Source organism: Kocuria sp. KSNUG (assembly GCF_049532735.1).
Taxonomy (GTDB): Bacteria; Actinomycetota; Actinomycetes; order Actinomycetales; family Micrococcaceae; genus Kocuria; species Kocuria rhizophila.
On the sequence record NZ_CP150981.1, the window covers coordinates 2,452,326 to 2,473,716 of the forward strand.

Annotated in this window: 20 protein-coding genes, 1 pseudogene and 1 riboswitch; of the genes and pseudogenes, 8 read left to right on the forward strand and 13 right to left on the reverse strand. The window is 68.2% G+C overall.

The genetic code is table 11. The annotated features are described in order from the left end of the window. Nucleotides 1-35 precede the first annotated feature (35 nt). On the forward strand, nt 36-704 hold the full coding sequence (locus AABM36_RS10720) for a GAP family protein (protein WP_423446171.1): 669 nt from the start codon (nt 36-38) through the stop codon (nt 702-704). Nucleotides 705-810: 106 nt separating this feature from the next. Here the strand turns inward: AABM36_RS10720 and adhP are convergent, their stop codons facing one another. Beyond that, on the reverse strand, nt 811-1,830 hold the full coding sequence (gene adhP, locus AABM36_RS10725; RefSeq protein ID WP_423446173.1) for an alcohol dehydrogenase AdhP: 1,020 nt from the start codon (nt 1,828-1,830) through the stop codon (nt 811-813). Between the two features lie 349 nt (nt 1,831-2,179). On the opposite strand from adhP, the gene AABM36_RS10730 reads away from it, so the two are divergent. From AABM36_RS10730 to AABM36_RS10740, 3 genes are all read left to right on the forward strand, one after another. Continuing rightward, nucleotides 2,180-2,695 carry a DUF2087 domain-containing protein gene (locus tag AABM36_RS10730; protein WP_423446175.1) on the forward strand — a complete coding sequence of 172 codons (516 nt, stop codon included), beginning with the start codon at nt 2,180-2,182 and terminating at the stop codon, nt 2,693-2,695. A gap of 209 nt (nt 2,696-2,904) precedes the next feature. After that, nucleotides 2,905-3,684 carry an amidohydrolase family protein gene (locus AABM36_RS10735; protein ID WP_423446177.1) on the forward strand — a complete coding sequence of 260 codons (780 nt, stop codon included), beginning with the start codon at nt 2,905-2,907 and terminating at the stop codon, nt 3,682-3,684. Nucleotides 3,685-3,784: 100 nt separating this feature from the next. Beyond that, nucleotides 3,785-4,666 (forward strand): serine aminopeptidase domain-containing protein, encoded by an 882-nt coding sequence (locus AABM36_RS10740; RefSeq protein ID WP_423446179.1) that lies wholly within the window; start codon nt 3,785-3,787, stop codon nt 4,664-4,666. Between the two features lie 15 nt (nt 4,667-4,681). Here AABM36_RS10740 and AABM36_RS10745 read toward each other — a convergent pair whose 3' ends face one another. The 5 genes from AABM36_RS10745 to thiC all read right to left on the reverse strand — a co-directional run bounded on the left by AABM36_RS10745 (nt 4,682) and on the right by thiC (nt 11,740). Further along, nucleotides 4,682-5,269 carry a GNAT family N-acetyltransferase gene (locus AABM36_RS10745; RefSeq protein ID WP_423446181.1) on the reverse strand — a complete coding sequence of 196 codons (588 nt, stop codon included), beginning with the start codon at nt 5,267-5,269 and terminating at the stop codon, nt 4,682-4,684. Then, nucleotides 5,266-5,685 carry a VOC family protein gene (locus AABM36_RS10750; protein WP_423446183.1) on the reverse strand — a complete coding sequence of 140 codons (420 nt, stop codon included), beginning with the start codon at nt 5,683-5,685 and terminating at the stop codon, nt 5,266-5,268. Before AABM36_RS10750 ends, AABM36_RS10745 begins: the two co-directional genes overlap by 4 nt. A gap of 113 nt (nt 5,686-5,798) precedes the next feature. Continuing rightward, nucleotides 5,799-7,397, reverse strand: coding sequence for an L-lactate permease (locus AABM36_RS10755; RefSeq protein ID WP_423446185.1), 1,599 nt, complete (start codon nt 7,395-7,397; stop codon nt 5,799-5,801). A 387-nt stretch (nt 7,398-7,784) separates the two neighbouring features. After that, on the reverse strand, nt 7,785-9,626 hold the full coding sequence (locus AABM36_RS10760; protein ID WP_423446187.1) for a flavin-containing monooxygenase: 1,842 nt from the start codon (nt 9,624-9,626) through the stop codon (nt 7,785-7,787). A gap of 278 nt (nt 9,627-9,904) precedes the next feature. After that, nucleotides 9,905-11,740, reverse strand: a complete 1,836-nt coding sequence (thiC, locus tag AABM36_RS10765) for a phosphomethylpyrimidine synthase ThiC (RefSeq protein WP_423446189.1) — start codon at nt 11,738-11,740, stop codon at nt 9,905-9,907. Continuing rightward, nucleotides 11,737-11,848, reverse strand: a riboswitch (TPP riboswitch). It overlaps the preceding gene by 4 nt. A 199-nt stretch (nt 11,849-12,047) precedes the next feature. Here thiC and AABM36_RS10770 point away from each other — a divergent pair. The 4 genes from AABM36_RS10770 (at nt 12,048) to AABM36_RS10785 (ending at nt 16,623) form a co-directional block, all read left to right on the forward strand. Further along, entirely contained in the window at nt 12,048-12,944 is an 897-nt protein-coding gene (locus AABM36_RS10770; protein WP_019309552.1) for an FkbM family methyltransferase, read from the forward strand. 265 nt (nt 12,945-13,209) lie between these two features. Then, entirely contained in the window at nt 13,210-13,872 is a 663-nt protein-coding gene (locus AABM36_RS10775; RefSeq protein ID WP_423446191.1) for a succinate dehydrogenase cytochrome b subunit, read from the forward strand. After that, nucleotides 13,872-15,860, forward strand: a complete 1,989-nt coding sequence (locus AABM36_RS10780; protein ID WP_423446193.1) for a fumarate reductase/succinate dehydrogenase flavoprotein subunit — start codon at nt 13,872-13,874, stop codon at nt 15,858-15,860. The genes AABM36_RS10775 and AABM36_RS10780 overlap by 1 nt, the downstream gene beginning before the upstream one ends. A gap of 13 nt (nt 15,861-15,873) precedes the next feature. Beyond that, nucleotides 15,874-16,623: a succinate dehydrogenase/fumarate reductase iron-sulfur subunit gene (locus AABM36_RS10785; RefSeq protein ID WP_121566393.1), complete on the forward strand. Its 750-nt coding sequence runs from the start codon at nt 15,874-15,876 to the stop codon at nt 16,621-16,623. Nucleotides 16,624-16,772: 149 nt separating this feature from the next. Here the strand turns inward: AABM36_RS10785 and AABM36_RS10790 are convergent, their stop codons facing one another. The 7 genes and pseudogenes from AABM36_RS10790 to AABM36_RS10820 all read right to left on the reverse strand — a co-directional run bounded on the left by AABM36_RS10790 (nt 16,773) and on the right by AABM36_RS10820 (nt 20,926). Continuing rightward, nucleotides 16,773-18,203: an anion permease gene (locus AABM36_RS10790; RefSeq protein ID WP_423446194.1), complete on the reverse strand. Its 1,431-nt coding sequence runs from the start codon at nt 18,201-18,203 to the stop codon at nt 16,773-16,775. Between the two features lie 159 nt (nt 18,204-18,362). Beyond that, the gene (locus AABM36_RS10795) at nt 18,363-18,566 is read right to left on the reverse strand and encodes a GNAT family N-acetyltransferase (protein ID WP_423447964.1); all 204 of its coding nucleotides are present in this window, start codon (nt 18,564-18,566) and stop codon (nt 18,363-18,365) included. Nucleotides 18,567-18,651: 85 nt separating this feature from the next. Continuing rightward, nucleotides 18,652-18,936, reverse strand: a pseudogene (locus AABM36_RS10800) (hypothetical protein); the annotation flags it as partial. Between the two features lie 70 nt (nt 18,937-19,006). Continuing rightward, nucleotides 19,007-19,261: a Txe/YoeB family addiction module toxin gene (locus AABM36_RS10805; RefSeq protein ID WP_423446196.1), complete on the reverse strand. Its 255-nt coding sequence runs from the start codon at nt 19,259-19,261 to the stop codon at nt 19,007-19,009. Next, nucleotides 19,262-19,540, reverse strand: a complete 279-nt coding sequence (locus AABM36_RS10810; RefSeq protein WP_423446198.1) for a type II toxin-antitoxin system Phd/YefM family antitoxin — start codon at nt 19,538-19,540, stop codon at nt 19,262-19,264. 171 nt (nt 19,541-19,711) lie between these two features. Beyond that, nucleotides 19,712-20,032, reverse strand: coding sequence for a HigA family addiction module antitoxin (locus AABM36_RS10815; RefSeq protein WP_423446200.1), 321 nt, complete (start codon nt 20,030-20,032; stop codon nt 19,712-19,714). Nucleotides 20,033-20,140: 108 nt separating this feature from the next. Then, complete coding sequence (locus AABM36_RS10820; protein WP_423446202.1) at nt 20,141-20,926, reverse strand: DUF4143 domain-containing protein; 786 nt, start codon at nt 20,924-20,926, stop codon at nt 20,141-20,143. Nucleotides 20,927-21,391: the final 465 nt, after the last annotated feature.

Genomic DNA, 21,391 nt, shown 5'->3' on the forward strand with positions numbered 1-21,391 from the left:
AGGGCTGTTCATACGATCGTACGAGAGGGTCGCTCATGGGTGATCTCCTGGCACTGACCGGACTGGCCCTGCTGGACAGCATGAGCCTGGGGACGCTGGTGATTCCCATCGTCCTGGTGATCTCGCGGCGGCGCGTCGACGTGGTGCCCCTGGTGTTCTACTTCGCCACCGTGGTGCTGATCTACTTCGCGCTCGGCGTGGCCATCGCCCTGGGCTTCGATCTGCTCTCCGACGTCGTTGGCAGGGTCTGGGACAGCGAACCCGCCCAGTGGTTCAAGCTCATCGCGGGCGTGGGTCTGCTCGCGTTCGGAGTCCTGGCACCCGATCCGACCACGCGGGAGACACCCCGCCAGGCCCCGCGCTCCCTGAACCCCGGAGCCATGATCGCCCTGGGTGGCGGAGCCGCGCTCACGGAGGCGGCCACGATGGTGCCGTACCTGGCCGCGAACGGAATCATCACGGCGATGCCCATCGGCTGGCCCACACGTCTCGTGCTGCTCGCGGGGTACTGCCTGGTGATGGTGCTGCCCGCCGTGCTCCTGCTCGTCGGCGCCCTCTTCCTGGGCGATCGGATCTGGCCCCGCCTGGAGAAACTCGTTCCCGTCCTCGAGCGGGAAGCGAAGATCACGCTCCTGTGGGTTGCCGCGCTCGTGGGCCTCTGGATGGCCGCGACGGGTTTCGCGGAGCTCGACCTCGGGTGGTAGACGGCGACGACGCCGCCCGGGGAACTGATCCCCCCGGGGCGGCGTCGTCGTGGCGCGCGGTGTGCTGGCCTCCCTCCCGGTGGACGGGGCCGCGGCACCACCCGGATCAGTACTCGATCACCACGCGGCCGTCGATCTTGCCGTGCTCCATCTCGTCGAAGATCGCGTTGATGTCCTCGAGCGGTCGCTTGCTGAACGTCGGGTGGATCTTGCCCGCTGCGTAGAACTCCAGAGCCTCGATCATGTCCTGGCGGGTGCCCACGATCGACCCGCGGATGGTGAGCCCCTTGAGGACGATGTCGAAGATCGGGGCGGGGAAGTCTCCCGGGGGCAGACCGTTGAAGACGATCGTCCCGCCACGCCGGGTCATGCCGATCGCCTGACCGAAAGCCTGCGGGTGCACGGCCGTGACGAGCACCCCGTGACTGCCGCCGATCGCCTCCTGGATGACGTCTGCCGGGTCCTCGGCGAAGGCGTTGACCGTGATTTCCGCGCCGTGCTTGGTGGCGAGCGCCAGCTTGTCGTCGGAGACGTCCACGGCCACCACGCGCATGCCCATGGCCACCGCGTACTGCACCGCGAGGTGCCCGAGTCCGCCGATGCCGGAGATCACCACCCACTGTCCCGGCTTGACCTCGGTCTGCTTGAGTCCCTTGTACACGGTCACGCCCGCGCACAGCACGGGTGCGATCTCGTAGGGATCCGCTCCCTCCGGGATCACGGCGGCGTAGCGGGCGTCCACCAGCATGTACTCCCCGAAGGAGCCGTCGATGCCGTAGCCGCCGTTGACCTGCTGCTCGCACAGCGTCTCCCAGCCGGTGCGGCAGTGGTCGCAGTTGCCGCACGCGGACCACAGCCACGCGTTGCCGACCATCTGTCCGACCTCGATCTCGGTGACCTCGTCACCCACTTTCTCCACGACGCCCACGCCCTCGTGTCCCGGGATCAGGGGCAGCTTGGGCTTGACGGGCCAGTCACCTCCCGCCGCGTGCAGGTCCGTGTGGCACACCCCGGAAGCGATGAGCTTCACGAGTGCCTGGTGGGGTCCGGGTTCGGGGATCTCGTGCTCGCCGACGACCAGATCTTCGCCGAAGGCCTCGACCTCTGCTGCGTTCATGCGTGCCATGACAAACTCCTCCTTGAGTTCTTCCTGCACTGTCCGCGGTGCAGCTCCGGCACACTTCGGCGATCCCCGAAACGGCCGTCCTCGCGCCGCATCTCCAGCTTATTCGGCGCACGCCGCCCGGGACAGACCTGGTTCCCGGCCCGGAGAACGATCCCTGCCGCCGTAGGGCACCCGGATGTGATGTGGCATACTCTCGGGCAGACGGCGTGAACCGACGCCCAGCCCGCGCACGGACCCCAGCTCCGGCGCCCCGGTGAAGGGGAGAAGATCCTCGGTTCCTCGAACTGCTGTCCGTCCTCGTCCCGCCGGGCGATCACGCTGGGGGTGCATGGCCCGGTCCAGGTACGAGATGACTCACCACAGCGACTTCAAACAACTGGTCCGCGCCCGCATGCGCGCCACCGGTCAGCCCTACACCGCGGCCCGCGCAGACCTCCTGCGGGAGAACGACGCCGCCGCCCCACCTCCCAGCCCCGCCCCGCCGGTTCCGGGGGCGGCCTCCGAGCAGTGGCAGCGCGCCGAGGCCGAGCACAGCAGAGCCCTCGATCGCTTCCTCCGCGACGGCCGGGTGGTCTCCGTCCCCGCCCGCCGCAAGGCCCGCGTGCACGTGCTGCTGCACCTGCTCTCCCTCTTTCCGGCGGGACGCACGTACACGGAACCCGAGGTGAACGACATCCTCCGTCCCGTGGTCGAGGACTGGGCGTTCTGGCGCCGCGAACTCGTGGAGTACGGGTACCTGCAGCGCGACGCCGGGCGCTACTGGCTCCCGGACGAGGTGCCCGAGCGGACGGCCAACCTGCGGCAGGAGGCCCCCGCGTGGGAGGCCCTCTGGCTGCCCACGCACCTGCGGGACCGCCGGACCTGAGCGCTGCGACTGGCACGTCGGCCACGGAGCGTTCCGCCCGCGTGTCAGCGGTCGCCTGCCCCCGCACGGGGGCGGGGCATCGGACCGGCACGCGGGCTGCGGCTCAGGCGCAGGACGTGGAATCATGCCCCCGAGCTGTCGGCGCACGACGTGGCCGCGCGGCGTCGTCGCGAGCGGGGGTCCACCACGCACGAGGAGAAGGGGTTTGCATGGAACAGCGCGTGTTCGACTCGCACCTGCACATCATCGACCCGGCCCACCCCCTGGTGGAGAACCGGGGGTACCTGCCCGAGCCGTTCACCGTGGCGGACTACGGGCAGCGGGTCGCCGGTCTCGGCATCGCGGGCGGGGCGGTCGTCTCCGGCTCCTTCCAGGGCTTCGACCAGGGATACCTGGTCGAAGCATTGCGAGCGCTTGGCCCCGGCTTCGTGGGCGTGACCCAGCTTCCAGCAGACGTCGACGACGCACGAATCCTCGATCTCGACCGCGCGGGAGTCCGCGCGGTGCGGTTCAACGTGGCCCGCGGCGGATCTGCCGACCTGGACGACCTCGAACGGCTGGCCCGGCGCGTCCACGACCTGGCCGGCTGGCACGCGGAGTTCTACATCGACGCGCGCAGCATCGACGAGACGCTCTCGCGGCGCATTGCCGCACTTCCTGCCGCAAGCATCGACCACCTGGGGATGCACGAGGACGGGCTGCCCGCGCTGCTGCGGCTCGTGGAGCGCGGCGTGAAGGTCAAGGCCACCGGCTTCGGCCGTGCCCACCTCGATCCGGCCGCCGTGGTGCGCGCGATCGTGGACGTGGATCCCACGGCGCTCATGGTCGGTACGGACCTGCCCTCCACCCGGGCGGAGCGGCCGTTCCGGGACGAGGATCTTCGGGTGATCGAGGGGGCTGTTCCTGCGGAGCACGCGGCGGACGTGTTCTGGGCCAACGCGGCCCGGTTCTACCTGGGCTCGGACGCCGGTGGCCACCGGGCGGAGTAGGTCTCGGCACCAGCGCTGAGCGCCGACCACTCCCGCCGCAGCGCCATGCCCGGTGCTGGATCCAGTGCCGGCCCCTGCTTCGTACCCTAAGGTAACTTCCATGCGAGACGACCAGAGCACCCCCGTGCGCACCGAGAGCCTGTCCGTTCCCGTGGGATCGGAGACCGTGGTCGGCACGGTGTGGCTTCCCGCGGAGGAGCCGAGCGGCGTCGTCGTGGTGCACCCGGCCACCGCCACCCCGGAACGGTTCTACGCGGCGTTCGCCGAGTACGTGGTGGGGCGCGGCCTGGCCGCGGTGACCTACGACTACCGGGGTACCGGGCGCTCGGGCGATCCCCGTGAGCACAGGCACCTGCGGATGCGGGACTGGATGGGCGGTGACGTGCCGGCCGTGGCCGCGTGGACCCGCGCCCGCTTCCCGGACCTGCCCGTGACGGCCGTGGGCCACAGCATCGGCGGGCACGCCATGGTGCTGGGACAGGGGCTCGAGGGCCTCGACAGGTTCGCCATCGTGTCCTCCCACGTGGCGGACACCCGAACGGTGACCCCCACGAAGGAGAAGCTGCGCGTGGCCGCGATGCTCCACGTGGTGGGGCCCGCGATCGGCCGGGCCCTCGGCTACATGCCCGGGAAGAAGCTCGGGATCGGCGAGGACATTCCGGCGGCGGCCATGATCGAGTGGGGCGCGTGGGCCCACCACCGGGGCTACTTCTTCGACGACCCCTCCATGGATGCCCCTGCCCGGGCCGCCGCCGTGACGCAGGAGGTCCTGGCCCTCGGCGCCGCGGACGACTCCTGGGCGAGCCCGGCGCAGATGACGGCGTTGACCTCTCGCCTCACCGCCGCTCGTGTGGAGCACAGGACGTTCGCCCCGGAGCAGCTGGGGGTGTCCCGGATCGGGCACCACGGCCTGTTGCGCCGCTCCGTGGGTGAGGCCGTGTGGCCCGAGCTCCTGGACTGGCTCACCGCACCACGGTCGTGAGGCGGTGAGACCGGGTCACCCGGTGGGTTCGGCCTCACCGGACATCGTGAGGGGCGCGTACCGGGGCCACGGGTCGGTCCTCAGGCGACCGTAGGTGTCCACGTCCACGCGGGCGCCGTGGATCAAGAACTTGCCGCGCTCCGTACCCTCCCTGACGAATCCGGCGGTCCGCGCAACCGCGCCGGAGGCCGGGTTGTTCACCCGGTGACCGAGTTCGAGCCTCTCGAACCCACCGGCGGACAGTGCCCAGTCAGCCACGGTGGCCGCCGCACGGGAGGCCCACCCCCGGCCACGGGCCCCCGCCGTCATCCAGTACCAGAACCAGCCGTTCCTGTTGGGCCGATCCGCAGTGATGCCGACCAGTCCCGCCAGCCCTGCTCCCACGCAGACGGTCCATGCACAGCCGGACACGGGATCGACGACGCGGCGGACGTAGGCCTCCGCCTCGTCCAGGGTGGTGACCCTCCCCTGCCGAGACATCTCCGGGTCGGAGCGGAACGCGTACAGGACCGCGGGGGCATCCGCCTCCGCGAGGGGACGCAGCTGCGGGACCGGCGGTGCGGCGTCGTCGTCCCCCGGGGCGGACGCCCCCGGGCCCGTCACTCGGCGGACGCGGAGAAGGACCACATGACGCCGTAGCGGTCGTACGCCTGGCCGTAGTAGTCACCCCAGGGGGCCTTCTCGAACGGCATGCCCACGTGGCCGCCGCCGTCCACGAGCTTCTGGATCAGACCGCGGGCCTCGTCCGCGGAGTCCGCCGTGAGAACCAGCGAGTAGGCGGTGCCGGTGATGGGATACTCCTCGTTGCCCATGGAGTCCCCCGCCGCCACCGAGCCGTAGGGCATGTCCAGCGTGGAATGGGCCACCGCCTGCGGATCCGGCTCGAACGGCATGCCCTGCAGGTCCATGTCCCCGTAGCGCAGGATGTGCAGCTCGCCACCGAAGACGTCGTGCCAGTGCTCCATGGCCTCGGCTGCGGTGCCGGGCAGGGCGATGTAGGTGGCCAGGTTCTGGGCCATGGTGGGCTCCTTCTGAGCGTGGGGGTGCGGGGGTGTGCGATGCCAGTATGACGCGCGGCGCCCACCCTGCAACAGGGCGGGCGCCGCTCGTTCGGTGTGGCGCGTGGGGTGACTCAGACCATGGTGAGCACGAACGTCCACACGCACATCACCGCGAGCATGCCCAGGCTGTACATGAGCGAGCCCCGCATGATCTCCGCCTCCCGGCCGTTGAGGCCCACAGCACCCGCGGCGATCGCGATGGACTGCGGGGAGATGACCTTGGCGGTGGTGCCGCCGGCGGTGTTGGTGCCCACCAGCAGGGCCGGGCTGGCCCCGATCCCCTCCGCGGTGGCCACCTGCAGGGGCGCGAACAGCGTGTTGTTGTTGACCACGGAGCCGGTGAGGAACACCCCGATCCAGCCGATGATGGGCGCGAACAGCGGGAAAATCGGCCCGGCCGCGGCGAGCGCGGTGCCCATGGCAGTGGAGCCGCCGGAGTAGTTGGCAATGTTCGCGAGCATGAGGATCACGGCGATCAGCGCGATGGCCGGACCCAGGGCGTTGAGCGCGCCGCGCAGCTCCTCCACGAGCTCCTTGACGTGCAGCTGCGGGGTGGTGAAGAACGTGATCAGCACGGCGATCAGGATGGCGGTGCCGGTGGCGCCGAGGATCGAGAGGGTCCAGGTGGCGTTCACCACGGTGCCCGCAGCGGTGGTCACGTGGCCGGTCAGTCCGGGCATGGGAACCTTGAGGGTGGTGAAACCGAGGGCGCCCTGGGTGAAGAGGTGCTGCACGGCCGGGATGGACCACACGAGGATCACGCCGGTGAGGATGTAGAAGGGGCTCCAGGCTCGGACCACCTCGCCGAAGGGGTGGCTGGCCTCCGCGGTCTCGGGGGCCTCCGGCGCGCGGGACACCCGGCGCGGGGACCACACGTGGCACAGCGCGAACAGGGACACCATGGCCAGCAGACCGGCGGCAAGGTCCGCGAGCTCGGGGCCCATGAACCAGAGCAGACCGCCCTGCACCAGGCAGAACACCGCGGAGGACACGAGGGCGGGCAACCAGGTCTCGCGCAGACCGCGCAGTCCGTCCACCATCCAGACCAGCAGGAACGGCACCAGGAACGTGAGGGGCTGCAGCAGGATGACCATGGCCCGGGAGAGGTCCTGGACTTCCATGCCGGTGACCTGCGCGCCCACGAGCACGGGGACTCCGATGGCGCCGTAGGCACCCGCCGCCACGTTGGCCACGAGGCACAGCACCGCGGCGCGGACGGGCGGGAAGCCCAGCTGCACGAGCAGCGCGGCACAGATCGCGATGGGCACGCCGAAGCCGGCCACGCCCTCCAGGAACGCGCCGAACGCGAAGGCGATGAGCAGCACCTGGATCCGCTGGTCAGCGGAGACCCCGGCGATGGAAGAGCGGATCACGTCGAAGCGCCCCGAACGCACGCTCAGCCGGTACAGCCACACCGCCATCACGATGATGTACGCGATGGGCCACAGCGCGGTCAGCAGGCCCAACAGGCCGGCACCGGCCACCGCGGTGGCGGGCATCTGGAACACGAACAGCGCCACCAGAACCTGCACCACCAGGGCTATGACGCCCGACTTCAGACCCGTGAGCTTGAAGATCATCATGCACGCGAGGAACACGACGATCGGGACGGCGGCCACCAGGGCGGTCAGGGGCAGGCTGCCCAGGGTGTCGAGCGATTGGGTCCACATGGCGTCCTCCACGACGTCCGGCGAGTGGGCGGGTTGCGACCCAGGCCGCCGACGACGCCGCTGGGCACCCTCGGTCGCTCACGGTCGGGCAGACGCGCCGCACGGTGCGCCGAGGGCCCCTGGGGACCCCCGGCGTCCTTGCCACGTCGTACTACCACGACGCCTTGATCACAGGCTCAACGCTAGTCCGGCGGGGGCCGATCGGACCCCGACGGCCCGGGGAAAATCGCCAAGTGTGAGGCAATACACCCGTGGGTGAGATCAGGGATGCTGCCGCGTGTCCTTCCTTAGCCGTCGAATCGGGCATGATCCGGTGAGCCAGGGAGCGGGCACGAGTCCCCCGGTCCCTGGCAGGCACCGGAACACCTGCCCCCGGGAGGTCACGGATCAGGCGTCCGCGGAAGCGGCATCCATCGTGGAAAACATCAAGCCGTCGTAGGAACCCTCGTTCCACCAGTCCTCGATCTCATCCCAGAAATCGATCTCGCTGATGTTGTAGACCTCGTAGAACGCGGCTTTGGTGACGTCTGCGCCCTGCCCGTTGTAGTAGCCGGGAGTACAGGCGCTCCAGTAGGCAACTCGCCCCTCGTTTGAGGCCCGCACCGTGGCCACCCAGCCCGCTTCGGCCTCCGGAGTGGCCTCGAAGGTGTCGACACCCTCGTCGAGGGCGTGCCGGATGACGCGGGCGGCATGCCGCGACTTGCGATCCAGCATGTAGACGAAATTGACGAAGAATGCCGTCTGGCTCAGTCCCAGGTCCATGAAATTGGGGAATCCGTGGGTGAACAGCCCATGGAGGGTCCGGGCGCCGTCAGCGAAATACTCTTTCATGGACTGCCCGTCCCGTCCGATGATGTCGTAGCCGTAGTTGCCCGCCGGTCCTGCACCGACCTCGAACCCGGTGGCGAAGATGATGCAGTCGACCTCGTATTCCTTTCCTCCCACCACGATTCCACGGGCAGTGATGCCGTCAACACCCCGGGGATCCGATGCCAGAGTCACGTTGGGCTCGTTGAAGGCATTCAAGTACTCGTCGTTGAAGCACGGGCGTTTGCATGCGTAGCCGAACCACGGCTTGAGCGCCTCGGCGGTTTCAGGGTCAGCCACCACCTGGTCCACTCGCCGGTGCGCGGACATGAGGAGTTCCATGTCAGCAAGTTCGGCAAGAAGAGCCTGATCCCCCGCAGGCAGAGTGGAGGCGTCCTGCTCGACCAGGTGGTGCCCGCTCAGCGCCGGGAAGAGGTGCGTCCAGCCGTCGTTCACCAGGTTTCCGTCGACAGGGTTGCCACCCAGGATGCCGTTGAAGTTCTGGTGGCGGTCGTGCTGCCACCCAGGACGCAGACCTGCAGCCCATTCCGGGTCGGTCTTCCGGTTGTTCCGCTCTGCCACCACACTCGGCGTGCGTTGCACCACGACGAGCTCCTTCACGTCCTTCTGCAGGTAGGGAACAACCTGCACTCCCGTGGCTCCCGTGCCGACCACGGCCACGCGCTTGTCCCGCAGGTTCTCCAGATTGCCCGCCGGAGAACCGCCCGTGTACCCGTAGTCCCAGCGGCTCGTGTGGAAGATTTTCCCGCCGAAGTCTGAGATGCCTGGCACTTTGGGCAACTGCGGTTTTGTGAGTGCGCCGTTGGAACGCAGGAGGAACCGAGCCGAGAAGCGGTCCCCACGATTGGTCTCCACGTCCCAGCGATTCGTTCTCTCATTCCATGTGGCACCGGTGGCGCGCGTCTGGAAATACGCTCGTTGGTACAAGTCGTACTGCCGCCCGATCCGCTGCGCATGCTCGAAGATCTCCGCGCCATCGGCATAGCGCTTGCTGGGCATGTAGCCCGTCTCCTCGAGAAGTGGCAGGTAGATGTAGGACTCGATGTCGCACTGCGCCCCGGGATACCGGTTCCAGTACCACGTACCGCCGAAGTCGCCTCCGAATTCGATGATCCGGAAGTCGGTCACCTCGTTCTGCATGAGGTAGGCGCCCGCGGTGAGACCGCCGAATCCCCCTCCGAGAACCAGCACATCGAGTTCCTCGGTCACTGGCTCACGCGCTATCGGCTCTGAGAAGGGATCATCGTCCGAGATCTCCAACACATCGTTCAGGCCCTGAAACTGCTCCAGCGGATCCGTTCGCAGGCGGCCCTGCCTTTCGCGCTGCAATCGATCACGGATCTCTTGCGGGTCAAAAGTGAGATCCACCGGAATGTTCGATTCGGGAAGCGTGAATGACATGGGAGCTCCTACCTCAGATGGGGCACGCGTCAGCGGTGCCGCGGCGGCCGCGCACAACCTGTGGCCGACCCGTGATCCGAGGGTAGGTAGGCAGGGTGATCTGCACAACAGGCATCCCAGTATTTGGCGGGCGTCATGACCCGCCGGCGAGGAGGGGGCCCGCGCCTCGGCGCGCGCTCACGGACGGTGCACAACGATCAGAAGACCGCTGTCCGGCACCACGAGCGCACCCCGCGGCTGGCCCGTCACACATCTCGGAGGCATCGACTCCCGTGAAATCAGGGATGCACCGGCTCCTCGCCCCGGACCGTGGGCTCCGGCAGGTACACCTGTCCCCCGGCGGCGAGGAACTCCTGGCTCTTGCGCTGCATCCCGGCAATCGCGGCCTGGTTCTCCGCGCTGCCGTAGGTGTCCCGGATGTCCTGGGAGATGCGCATGGAACAGAACTTGGGCCCGCACATCGAGCAGAAGTGCGCGGTCTTGGCGGGCTCGGCCGGCAGGGTCTCGTCGTGGTACTCCTGCGCCGTCACCGGGTCCAGGCCCAGCCCGAACTGGTCCCGCCAGCGGAACTCGAAGCGCGCCTTGGACAGCGCATCGTCGCGTTCCGTGGCGCCGGGGTGGCCCTTGGCGATGTCCGCGGCGTGCGCGGCGATCTTGTAAGTGATCACCCCGGTCTTCACGTCGTCCCGGTTGGGCAGTCCCAGGTGCTCCTTGGGGGTCACGTAGCAGAGCATCGCGGTGCCGTAGCGGGCGATCTCCGTGGCGCCGATCGCCGAGGTGATGTGGTCGTAGCCCGGCGCGATGTCCGTGGCGAGCGGGCCCAGGGTGTAGAACGGGGCGCCGTCGCACAGCTCCTGCTGGCGCTCCACGTTCTCGCGGATCTTGTGCAGCGGAATGTGCCCGGGGCCCTCCACCATCACCTGCACATCGTGCTCCCACGCGCGCTTGGTCAGCTCGGCGAGGGTGTCCAGCTCGGCGAACTGGGCGGCGTCGTTGGCGTCCGCGATGGAGCCCGGGCGCAGGCCGTCGCCCAGGGAGAACGCGACGTCGTACTGCGCGAAGATCTCGCACAGCTCGTCGAAGTGCGTGTAGAGGAAGTTCTCCTCGTGGTGGGCCAGGCACCAGCCGGCCATGATCGACCCGCCGCGCGAGACGATGCCGGTGACGCGCTCGGCGGTGAGCGGCACGTAGCGCAGCAGCACGCCCGCGTGGACGGTCATGTAGTCCACGCCCTGCTCGCACTGCTCGATCACGGTGTCCCGGTAGATCTCCCACGTGAGCGCATTCGCGTCCCCGTCCACCTTCTCGAGCGCCTGGTAGATGGGCACCGTGCCGATGGGGATGGGTGAGTTGCGCAGGATCCACTCGCGGGTGGTGTGGATGTCGTTGCCCGTGGAGAGGTCCATGAGCGTGTCCGCGCCCCACTTGGCGGCCCACTCCAGCTTGGCCACCTCTTCGCTGATGGAGCTGGTCACCGCCGAGTTGCCGATGTTCGCGTTCACCTTCACCAGGAACTTGCGCCCGATGATCATCGGCTCGGACTCCGGGTGGTTCACGTTCAGCGGGATCACCGCACGCCCGGCGGCCACTTCCTCCCGCACGAGCTCCACGTCGCACTGCTCCCGCAGCGCCACGAAACGCATCTCCGGGGTCACGACGCCGCGGCGCGCGTAGTGCATCTGGGTCACCGTCTTGCCGGGCCGGGCCCGCCGGGGTTCCGGCTTCCTCCCCCGCCACTGCTGGGACGGTGCACCGCGGCGCACGGCGCCGCGGCCGTCGTCCTCGAGCTTGCGGCCGCGGGCCTGGTGGACCTCGGTGTCCTCACGGGCCTCGATCCACTCGGCGCGCCAGGGCTCCAGCCCCTCCTCCGGGACACTGCCCGGGCCCATGGTGCGGTACACCCGAAACGGTTCGTTGGGGGTGCCGTCCGGAGCGTCCAGCTGGTGGATCTCCGTGACGGGCACACGGATGCCGTGCTCCCCGTCCTCCACCCAGCTGAGGCGGTGGGACTCGTGCTGCTCGGACTGCTGGACGGGGTTCTCCCCGGTGCGGTTCTGGGCGCCCTCCTGCGTGGAGGTCTCAGGGGCAGATGTGCTGGGGGTGTGCGAAGGCAAGGCCGTTCCTCACTTCCTACGCCGGTACGAGCCGGTTCAGGTTCGACGGTCCCGGGCAGCACTGGCCCGATCTCAGCCCCCGCGTCTGGGGCTCCCGTGTGGACGGTCACATGTCTAGCACACATCCGGCGGTGAGAGGGCGACCCCGCAGCATTCCCTTGGCTGGCCTCTTGCCGCCGTGATCGCGGCCCGTCCACGGCGCCGCCACGCCCGTGGCAGTATCGTGGCGCGCGAGGCGGGTCGTGCGGTCCTGATCGCGCCGTCCTGCCCGTGCCTCAGCATCCCCCTGACCAAAGGCTTGTCCCCCATGGCCCTGACCGTCCGCAAGAAGCGCTTCATCGGGCGCATGATCGGGCACGCCACCAACCCGGTGCGGGTGCACTGGCGGACCTGGCGCCGTCAGGAGCAGCGTCACACCATCGGTGGCGTGGAGATCGTGCTGCCACCGGAGCACAACCTCCCCTATTACCAGCGCCGGGATCCCACGTACGACGCGTACGCCATCGACCTGCTCGCCCGGCTCGCGGCCGGGAACCGGCACGTCACGGTCATCGACGTGGGAGCGAACGTGGGAGACACCGCGGCCGCCGTCCTCGCCTCGGACCCACGGAGCTCGGTGATCAGCGTCGAAGGTGATCCAATGTTCCTCGGCTACCTGGCCCGCAACCTGGCTGCGCACGCCGAGCGCGCCACCGTGGTGGAGGGGTTCGTGGGACCGGTGGGCACGCGGGTGTCCTTCAGCCGCGCCGGCTCCACGGGCGGGTTCCAGCCGGAGGAGGGCGCCGGCGGGCACGCCGTCGAGGACTGGGTCTCCCCCGCATCGCTGCTGGCCATGCCCGCCCCCGAGGACCTGGTGGTGTGGAAGAGCGACATCGACGGCTTCGACATCCACGTGTTGGTGCACCACTGGGACGCCATCGACTCCCGCTGCGACGTCCTGTGGTTCGAGTACGACTCACCGCGCACCCTGGGTGACCGCGCCGACGACGAGCGCCTGATCCGGGCCCTGGCTGCGAGCGGTCGCACGCTTCTCGTCCACGACAACCTGGGCCGCCGCATGGTGCAGCTGCCGCCCGGTGACAGCACTGGGCTGCGCACGCTCTCCCGCTGGCTGCACGAGCAGGTGGACGGTCACGTGGTGGTTCCATACCTCGACGTGTGGGCCCTGTCCCCTGAAGCGGTTCAGCTTCTCCAGTGCGACTGAATCGACGACCGAAAACGATCCCGAGAATTGCTCAGACTGCTGATAAACAGGCGCAGTGCACTGACCATTGACGCGTCGACAATTACGCGGGAAATACGCTGACCCGCCCGCCCCATTCGCCGTCTTTCGCAGCTCCCAGGAGTAGCGTGAAACACGTACCTGACGACTTCAAAGACTGCGGTTCAGGCACTGACGAGGGGCGATCATGACGGCAACTGTGCACCGAGACCACCGGACATCTTCCACACCGGGCAGACGCCTGCCGGTGTCGAACTTCGCGGCGAAAACCACGATGGCCGTCACCGGGCTCATTTTCGTGGGATTCGTGTTCGTCCACATGTACGGCAACCTGCACATCTACCGCGGGCAGGAAGAATTTGACCACTACGCGCACTGGCTGCGCGAGATCGCCATGCCGCTACTGCCCTACGAGGGCATGCTCTGGATCCTGCGGGTGGTCCTGCTGATCAGCCTGGCACTGCACCTCGGGTGCGGCCTGCTGCTGTGGACCCGCGCCCGCCGCGCCCGGGGCAAGTTCCGGCGCTCCGGCCTGACCCGCGGTGAGGCCTGGATGGCCCGATCCATGCTGGGCACCGGCATCGTGATCCTGCTGTTCGTGATCTTCCACATCCTCGACCTCACGCTGGGCGTGCAGCCCGCCGCCACGGACTCGTTCGAGGCCGGTTCCGCGTACGCCAACCTCGTGGCCAGCTTCCAGCGTCCGCTGGTGGCCGGCTTCTACATGCTCACCATGCTGGTGCTGACCGTCCACGTGGCCCACGGCACGTGGACCGCCGCCAACGACCTGGGCGCCACCGGCAAGCGGCTGCGTCAGATCGCGGCCTGGGTGGCCGGGCTGGTGGCGATCGCCATCTGCGTGGGCAACATCTCCATCCCCATCATGGTTCTTCTGGGAGTGATTCAGTGATGACGGCTTCTTCGACGCCCCAGGCCCTTCTCGACGAGCTGCGCACCGTGGGCTCCGACCTGCCCGGCCTGTCCGCAGAGGTCCCCGCCTCCGAGATCTGGGCGGACCGCCGGTTGCACTACCGCCTCGTGTCTCCCTTGAACCGGCGCAAGTTCACCGTGATCGTGGTGGGCACCGGGCTGGCCGGCGGCGGCGCGGCGGCGGCACTGGGAGAGCTGGGCTACAACGTGGAGGCCTTCACCTTCCACGACGCTCCCCGCCGCGCCCACTCCGTGGCGGCCCAGGGCGGCATCAACGCGGCCCGTGCCCGCAAGGTGGACAACGACTCCGTGGCCCGGTTCGTGAAGGACACCGTCAAGGGTGGCGACTTCCGGGGCCGCGAGGCGGACGCCTGGCGCCTGGCCGAGGAGAGCGTCCGGGTCATCGACCACATGAACGCGATCGGCGCGCCCTTCGCCCGCGAGTACGGCGGCCAGCTGGCCACCCGCTCGTTCGGTGGCGTGCAGGTCTCCCGCACCTACTACACCCGTGGGCAGACGGGCCAGCAGCTGCAGGTCGCGGCCGCCCAGGCGCTGCTGCGGCAGGTCTCCACGGGCCAGGTGAACCTGCACACCCGCACGGAGATGCTGGACCTGATCGTCGCGGACGGCCGCGCCCAGGGCATCGTGGTGCGGGACCTGGTCACCGGCACGATCTCCGCCGTCACGGCCGACGCCGTGGTGCTGGCCACCGGCGGCTACGGCAACGTGTACTTCCGCTCCACGCTCGCCAAGAACTCGAACGTCACGGCCGCGTTCCGCGCCCACCGGCGTGGTGCGCTGTTCGCCAACCCGTGCTTCATCCAGTTCCACCCCACAGCACTTCCGGTCTCCAGCGAGTGGCAGTCCAAGACCACCCTGATGAGCGAGTCCCTGCGCAACGACGGGCGGATCTGGGTCCCGGTGGAGCCCGGGGACGAGCGCGCCCCCAACGACATCCCCGAGGATGAGCGCGACTACTACCTGGAGCGCAAGTACCCGGCGTTCGGCAACCTCACGCCCCGCGACGTCGCCAGCCGTGCGGCGCGCGCAGAGATCGACTCGGGCCGCGGCGTCGGGCCCCTGAAGAACTCCGTGTACCTGGACTTCCGGGACGCGATCGAGCGGCTCGGCAAGAAGGTCATCGCGGAGCGCTACGGCAACCTCTTCGAGATGTACTCGGACGTCACGGGTGAGGACCCGTACGTGGAGCCCATGCGGATCGCCCCGGGCGCGCACTTCGCCATGGGTGGGCTGTGGAACGACTACGACATGATGACCTCCATCCCGGGGCTCTTCGTGGGCGGCGAGGCCGGCTGGGGCTACCACGGCGCGAACCGCCTGGGCGCGAACTCCCTGCTCTCGGCGTGCGTGGACGGCTGGTTCACGCTCCCCTACTCCGTGCCGAACTACCTGGCCCCGCTGCTCGGCAAGCCGCGCCTGTCGGTGGACGACGACGTCGTGCGCGCCGCGGTTGCCGAGGCCGAGGCCGACGTGCAGGCGCTGATCGACATCCGTGGCACCCAGGGCCCGGAGCGCTTCCACCGCCGCCTGGGCGACCTGCTCTACGCGAAGTGCGGTGTCACCCGCTCCGCAGAGGGTCTGGCCGAGGGCCTGGAGGGCATCCGCGCGCTGCGCGAGGAGTTCTGGAGGGACCTGCGCGTGCAGGGACGCCCGGACGCCTTCAACCAGGAGCTCGAACGGGCCGGCCGCGTGGCCGACTACCTGGACATGGCCGAGCTCATGTGCCTCGACGCGCTGGACCGGGACGAGTCCTGCGGGGCGCACTTCCGGGAGGAGCACCAGACGGAGACCGGCGAGGCTCAGCGCGACGACGCCCACTGGCTCTTCGCCTCGGCCTGGGAGCGTGTCGGGTCAGACGACGCCGCCGCGCCCGGCCCGCGCTACGTGCGCCACCAGGAGCACCTCGAATTCCCGAGCGTCACGCCCGAGACCCGCGACTACCGATGAGAGGACCATCCTCATGAAACTCACGCTGAAAGTCTGGCGACAGGAATCCGGTGCGGAGGACGGGCACTTCGTCGAGTACCCGCTGGAGGACGTCGGGCCGGAGTTCTCCCTGCTCGAAGCGCTCGACAAGCTCAACGACGACCTCGTGGCCCGCGGTGAGGACCCCGTGGCGTTCGACTCGGACTGCCGCGAGGGCATCTGCGGGGCGTGCGGGGTGACCGTGGACGGCAGGCCGCACGGCCCGCAGGCCAAGACCCCCTCGTGCCGACAGCACCTGCGCTCCTTTGAGGACGGGGCCACCGTGCAGCTCGAGCCGTTCCGCAGCGGGGCGTTCCCCGTGGTCAAGGACCTGGCCGTGAACCGCAGCGCCCTGGACCGGGTCATCGAGGCCGGGGGCTTCGTGTCCACCGCGGTGGGCACGGCCCCGGACGCGGACGCCATCCCCGTGACCCACGAGTCCGCCGAGTGGGCCCTGGACCTGGCCGCGTGCATCGGTTGTGGTGCGTGCGTGGCCGCGTGCCCCAACGGCTCCGCCCAGCTGTTCGCCGGGTCCAAGACCATGCACCTGGCCACGCTGCCCTCCAGCCAGAAGGAGCGCAGCCGTCGCGCCAAGGGCATCACGCGCGCGGCCGAGGAGGAGTTCGGCCCGTGCTCCGTGTACGGCGAGTGTGCGGAGGTGTGCCCGGCGGGCATCCCGATCACCGCGATCGCCGGGCTCAACCGGGAGAAGCTGCGGCAGGTGCTGCGCAACAAGGACGACTGACCCCCGCTCTACCGGAGACGCAGAACGAGCGCCGTGCCCCGTGCACGGCGCTCGTTCTGTGCTGCCACCCCTGACTGCCGGGTCGACGACGCTCGGCGCCCCTGGGAGGGCACCGAGCGTCGTCGTACGGGGTGGGGTTGAGGTGAGGGCTACACCGCGAAGCTGCCGAGCAGCCACATCCAGGCGCTGCCCACCACGGTCCAGATGATGATGATCGCCACGGACATGATGAAGGCGATCTTGAACCACTCGGACACCTTGACGTACCCGGAGCCGTAGACCACGCCGGACGGACCGGAGGCGTAGTGGGTGATGGCGCCGAAGAGGTTGCCGATGAAGCCGAGTGCGAGGGCCGCGAACATCGGCGGGGTGCCGGCCGCGATCGCCGCGCCCAGGAACACGCCGTACATCGCGACGATCTGCGCGGTGTTCGAGGCGAACATGTAGTGCGCGTAGAAGTACACGAGCGCGAGGATCGCGAAGGCCAGGACCCAGGGCATTCCGCCCACCAGGCCGGAGACCACGGAACCGATCCAGTCGATGACGCCCAGGTTGTTGAGGTTCTCGGCCATGCCCACGAGCACGGCGAAGAAGATGAAGGTGTTCCAGGCGGAGGCGTTCTTGGCCATGTCGTCCCAGGTGAGCACCTTGGTCAGCAGCAGGATGGCGATGCCCACGAACGCTGCGGCGGTGGCGCTGACGCCCAGGAACGTGCCGAAGACCCACAGCAGGAGCAGCAGCACGAAGGTGCAGGCCATCACGATCTCGCCGCGGGTCATGGAGCCCATGGTGTCCAGATCACGGCGCGCCATGGCCGGGGCTTCCGGAGTCTCCTTGAGCGTGGGCGGGTAGATCTTCATGAGCAGCCACGGCACGAGGGCCAGGCTGACCAGGCCGGGGACCAGGGCGGCGAGGGCCCACTGGCCCCAGGAGATCTCCACACCGAGATCGGCGGCGGCGTCCACGGCCAGCGGGTTGCCGGCCATGGCGGTGATGAACATGGCGCTGGTGATCACGTTGACGTGGGCTGCGGTGAAGGTCAGGTAGGAACCCAGGCGGCGTCGGGACTCGTCGGTGTCCGGGGTGGAGTCCTGAACCTCGGCGACGGAGCGGACGATCGGGTAGATCACACCACCCGCGCGCGCCGTGTTGGATGGCGTGGCCGGAGCGAGCAGGAGGTCCGTGACGGCCATGCCGTAGGCGATGCCCAGGGGCGACTTGCCCAGGACCGTGAGGAACATCAGGGCCACGCGGCGCCCCAGCCCGGTGAGCAGGAAGCCGTCCGCGATGAAGAACGCCGCGACGATCAGCAGCACGGCGGAGTTGGAGAACCCACTCAGGGCCTCCCCGCTCTTGACGTCCATGGCGCCGGTGATCATGGCCGTGGCCAGACCGATCAGCGCCACCGACGGGGTGGGCAGGGGCTGCAGGATGAGCCCCAGGATGGTCGCGACGAAGATGCCGAGCATGTGCATGCCACGGGGGTCCACGCCCTCCGGCGCGGGGATGAAGTAGATCACCGCCCCCACGAGGAGCATGAGCCCGAACTTCCAGAGCATGGACTTGGTTTCGTGACTCATGGATGTGGAATCAGTTGTTGGATCAACCTTCTTGCTGGGCATGACAGCCTCCGAGAATCGCCCTGGCGTGAAACACCTGTTTCACATCAATTCTAGGACTGGGGCCAGGGGAAATAGTGTTCCCTGGTCATGTGGAGGCAACCGGTCTGGTGATTCCCGTCACCGTTCGACAAGAGTCAGGGGAAGCGCGTAAAAGGCAGGGCGAGAATCGGTTTTCAGCCGCCCGTAGGTGTCGACGTCGAGGCGTTCTCCGTCCACCAGGAATTTCCCGCGTTGGGTTCCTTCCTTGACAAAACCAGCTCTTCTCGCGACGACGCCGGAGGCCGGGTTGTTGACGCGGTGGCCGAGTTCGAGGCGTTCCACTCCGCGCTCCTCGAGGGCCCACTCGGCTCATCACTCCCCTGCCGCGCGCCCGGTCTGTCATCCAGTACCAGAACCAGCCGTTCCTGTTGTCCTCGTCCACCGTGATACAGACGAGGCCGATCAGTGCGTTCGACTCGACAACGGCCCAGGGTTCATGGGGTGACCCCGGGTCCACTAGGCGGGCGACGTACGCCGACGCTTCCTCGGCCGTGGTGACCACGCTCTGACGGGCCATGTCGAGGTTGGAGGCGAAGGCCCCGAACACGGCTGAGGCGTCCGACTGTCGCAATGTACGAAGGAACAGGGCTTCATCGGGCACGGCAACATTCCTCACCAGTGAATGGTCGGGCACGCCTCGCGGGCTTCCCATAGATTCGCCTTGGATGTCGGCAACAAGGTCACCGGAACGGCTGATCCGAACAATGACAGTTCAGCCCGGCTCAGTAGTGGTAGCGAGCCTGCAAGATCACCAGATCCCCGCCAGCCACGAGGTAGACGAGCCGGTGCTCCTCGTTGATGCGCCGGGACCACGAGCCCTGCGCCCCATATTTCAGCTGCTCGGGTTTGCCGATGCCCTCGAACGGCTCGCGCAGGCAGGCATCGATGAGCAGGTTGATCCGCTTGAGAATTTTCCGGTCGGCGGTCTGCCAGTACGTGTAGTCCTCCCAGGCGGCCTCATCCCAGACCAGCCGCATTTAGACGTCCCGCGCCTGGCGGGCCGACTCGTGGGAACGGTCGAGCTCGTGGACCTGGGTCTTCCCGGCACGGGCACGATCGTAGGCGTCGAGCAGCCTGCGGGCGTTCGACGGCGACCGGAACAGGTAGGCGGTCTCCTGCCACGCCGCGTACTCGTCGGCGGGCATGAGCACCGCGTTGCCCTTCCGAGAAACGATCTCGACCGCTTCCTGGTCCCCGTTCACGCGCTCGATGAGCGGGAAGAGAGTCTTGCGGGCCTCGCTTGCGCTGATGGACATGGAGCACCTTCCCTATGCCGACTGGTACCCATTTATGGTACCAGTCGACATCATGGCGTGGTCCGCATGACGGCGATCAGGCATGAGCCTCCCTCACTGGGGACGATGCCGAGGCGAGGGAATACTACGGCCCTGGTCCTCCAGGGTTGGCCGCACGAGGCAGAGCAGGAGTCATGCAACGGCAAGAGGGGTAATCGCCGCGATTTGCTCTCCCGCGCGGTCCTCCGCGCAGTCCAACTCGCAGCGGCTCTGCAGATTGAGCCAGAACTCGGCCGATGTCCCGAAATACCGTGCCAGGCGGAGGGCTGTGTCCGCAGTGATCCCCCGCTTGCCGTGCACAATCTCATTGATCCGCCGGGGAGGCACCCCGATGGAGACGGAGAGCTTGTTCTGCGTGACGCCGAATCCTTCAATGAAGTCCTCCATCAGGACTTCTCCCGGATGGATCGGTTCGATCAGGTCAGGCACAGCAGCAGTCGATGAGTCCGACATTGTCCGCACCTCCATTAATCCGCCTCGTGCCGCGTGCCACCCACGCTACTCGATGAACGCGATTCCCCGCCGAGCCCTCAGACGATTCTGCTCAGGCCAATTCATCGCTCAGGGGCCGAACAGGGCCAAGGGCACCACGGCAATACCGTCCCTCTGCCTATCGACAGTTGGACCGGTCGTGATGATCAAACCGTCCACGAAACGCGATCCCAGCCGGTCGCGCAGCCAGCGCAGGTGCTTGCCATCGCAGTCGCTGACAGCCGCCGCGAGTTTTACCTCTACACCGACGACTCCGCCGTCGGGCCCCGCGACGACGAGGACCACCTCGTGGTCGCCGTTGCCCGTACGCAAGCGTGTGATGTCGGCCTCCGCCGCCTGCGCGGCGACACTAAGGCACAGCGTCGCCAGCGACTCGAAAAGCATCCTCAGCATGGAACCCGCCTGGGGACGAAGTGGCTCCCCCTTTCCGCCCAGCAGTGCGTCAGCGCTCAGGCCGAGGAGGCGAGCTGCTAGAGCAGGATCTGCTAGGTGGTGCTTCGGCGCCTGCCCGAGGCAAGTCAGTCGACTGCCAGCCGGGCTTAAGGCTGGCACAGGGTCTAAAAGCCACAAGGAGGCCAGCACCTGGCGGTAGGACTCGGCGGTCGCCCGTGCCGGCTTCTCACTGTGACCAGGTGTCGCGGCGTCCAGGATCTGGGAGTAGCTCGCCGTCGTCGAGCTGGCGGAAGCGTAGGCACGCAACCAGGCCATCATGGCTTCGGGTCGACGGACGGCCAGGCCCTGCTCTGGCACGTCACGCTCCACCGCGTTGCGCAGATAGGAGTCGAGCTGCAAGCCCCAGGCGCGGGGGCCCAAGCTGCTCATCCCCGGAAAACTCGAGGCAACGATCTCATCCACGTATTCAGGCAGCCCAAGCGGTGACTCGCTCTGGATCGCATAATGTCCAGCCAGAACAGCAGCCAGCCTCACGGTCGGTGTGACCAGACCACTCTCAGCGCGCGTCATCGGCCGCACGCGCAGGCGGCCAATCCGAACCGGCTCCCAAGTGCTGCACGGTTCCGTCCTGTGGACTCGCACTGCCGGTCAGAAGGAACTGCCCGCCCACGGCACTCACTGGTCCGCCGTCACGGGCTTGCCCACCGCTTTGGAGCCGTCCCGGGGGAGGGCTGCCACCTCGCAAAAAAAATTATCCAGTTCCAAATACACGATGCGACGGGTGTGCGACATGGCCGAGTCATAGCGTTGGCAGGTGGGGAACTAATCGAAACGCCTGCTCTGAAATCATCAGAACCCCGTCAAGCGGCCACGAAATCGGTCGCCTTGAACGACATCGCGCTTCGACCAGATGGGGTCGAGAACCAC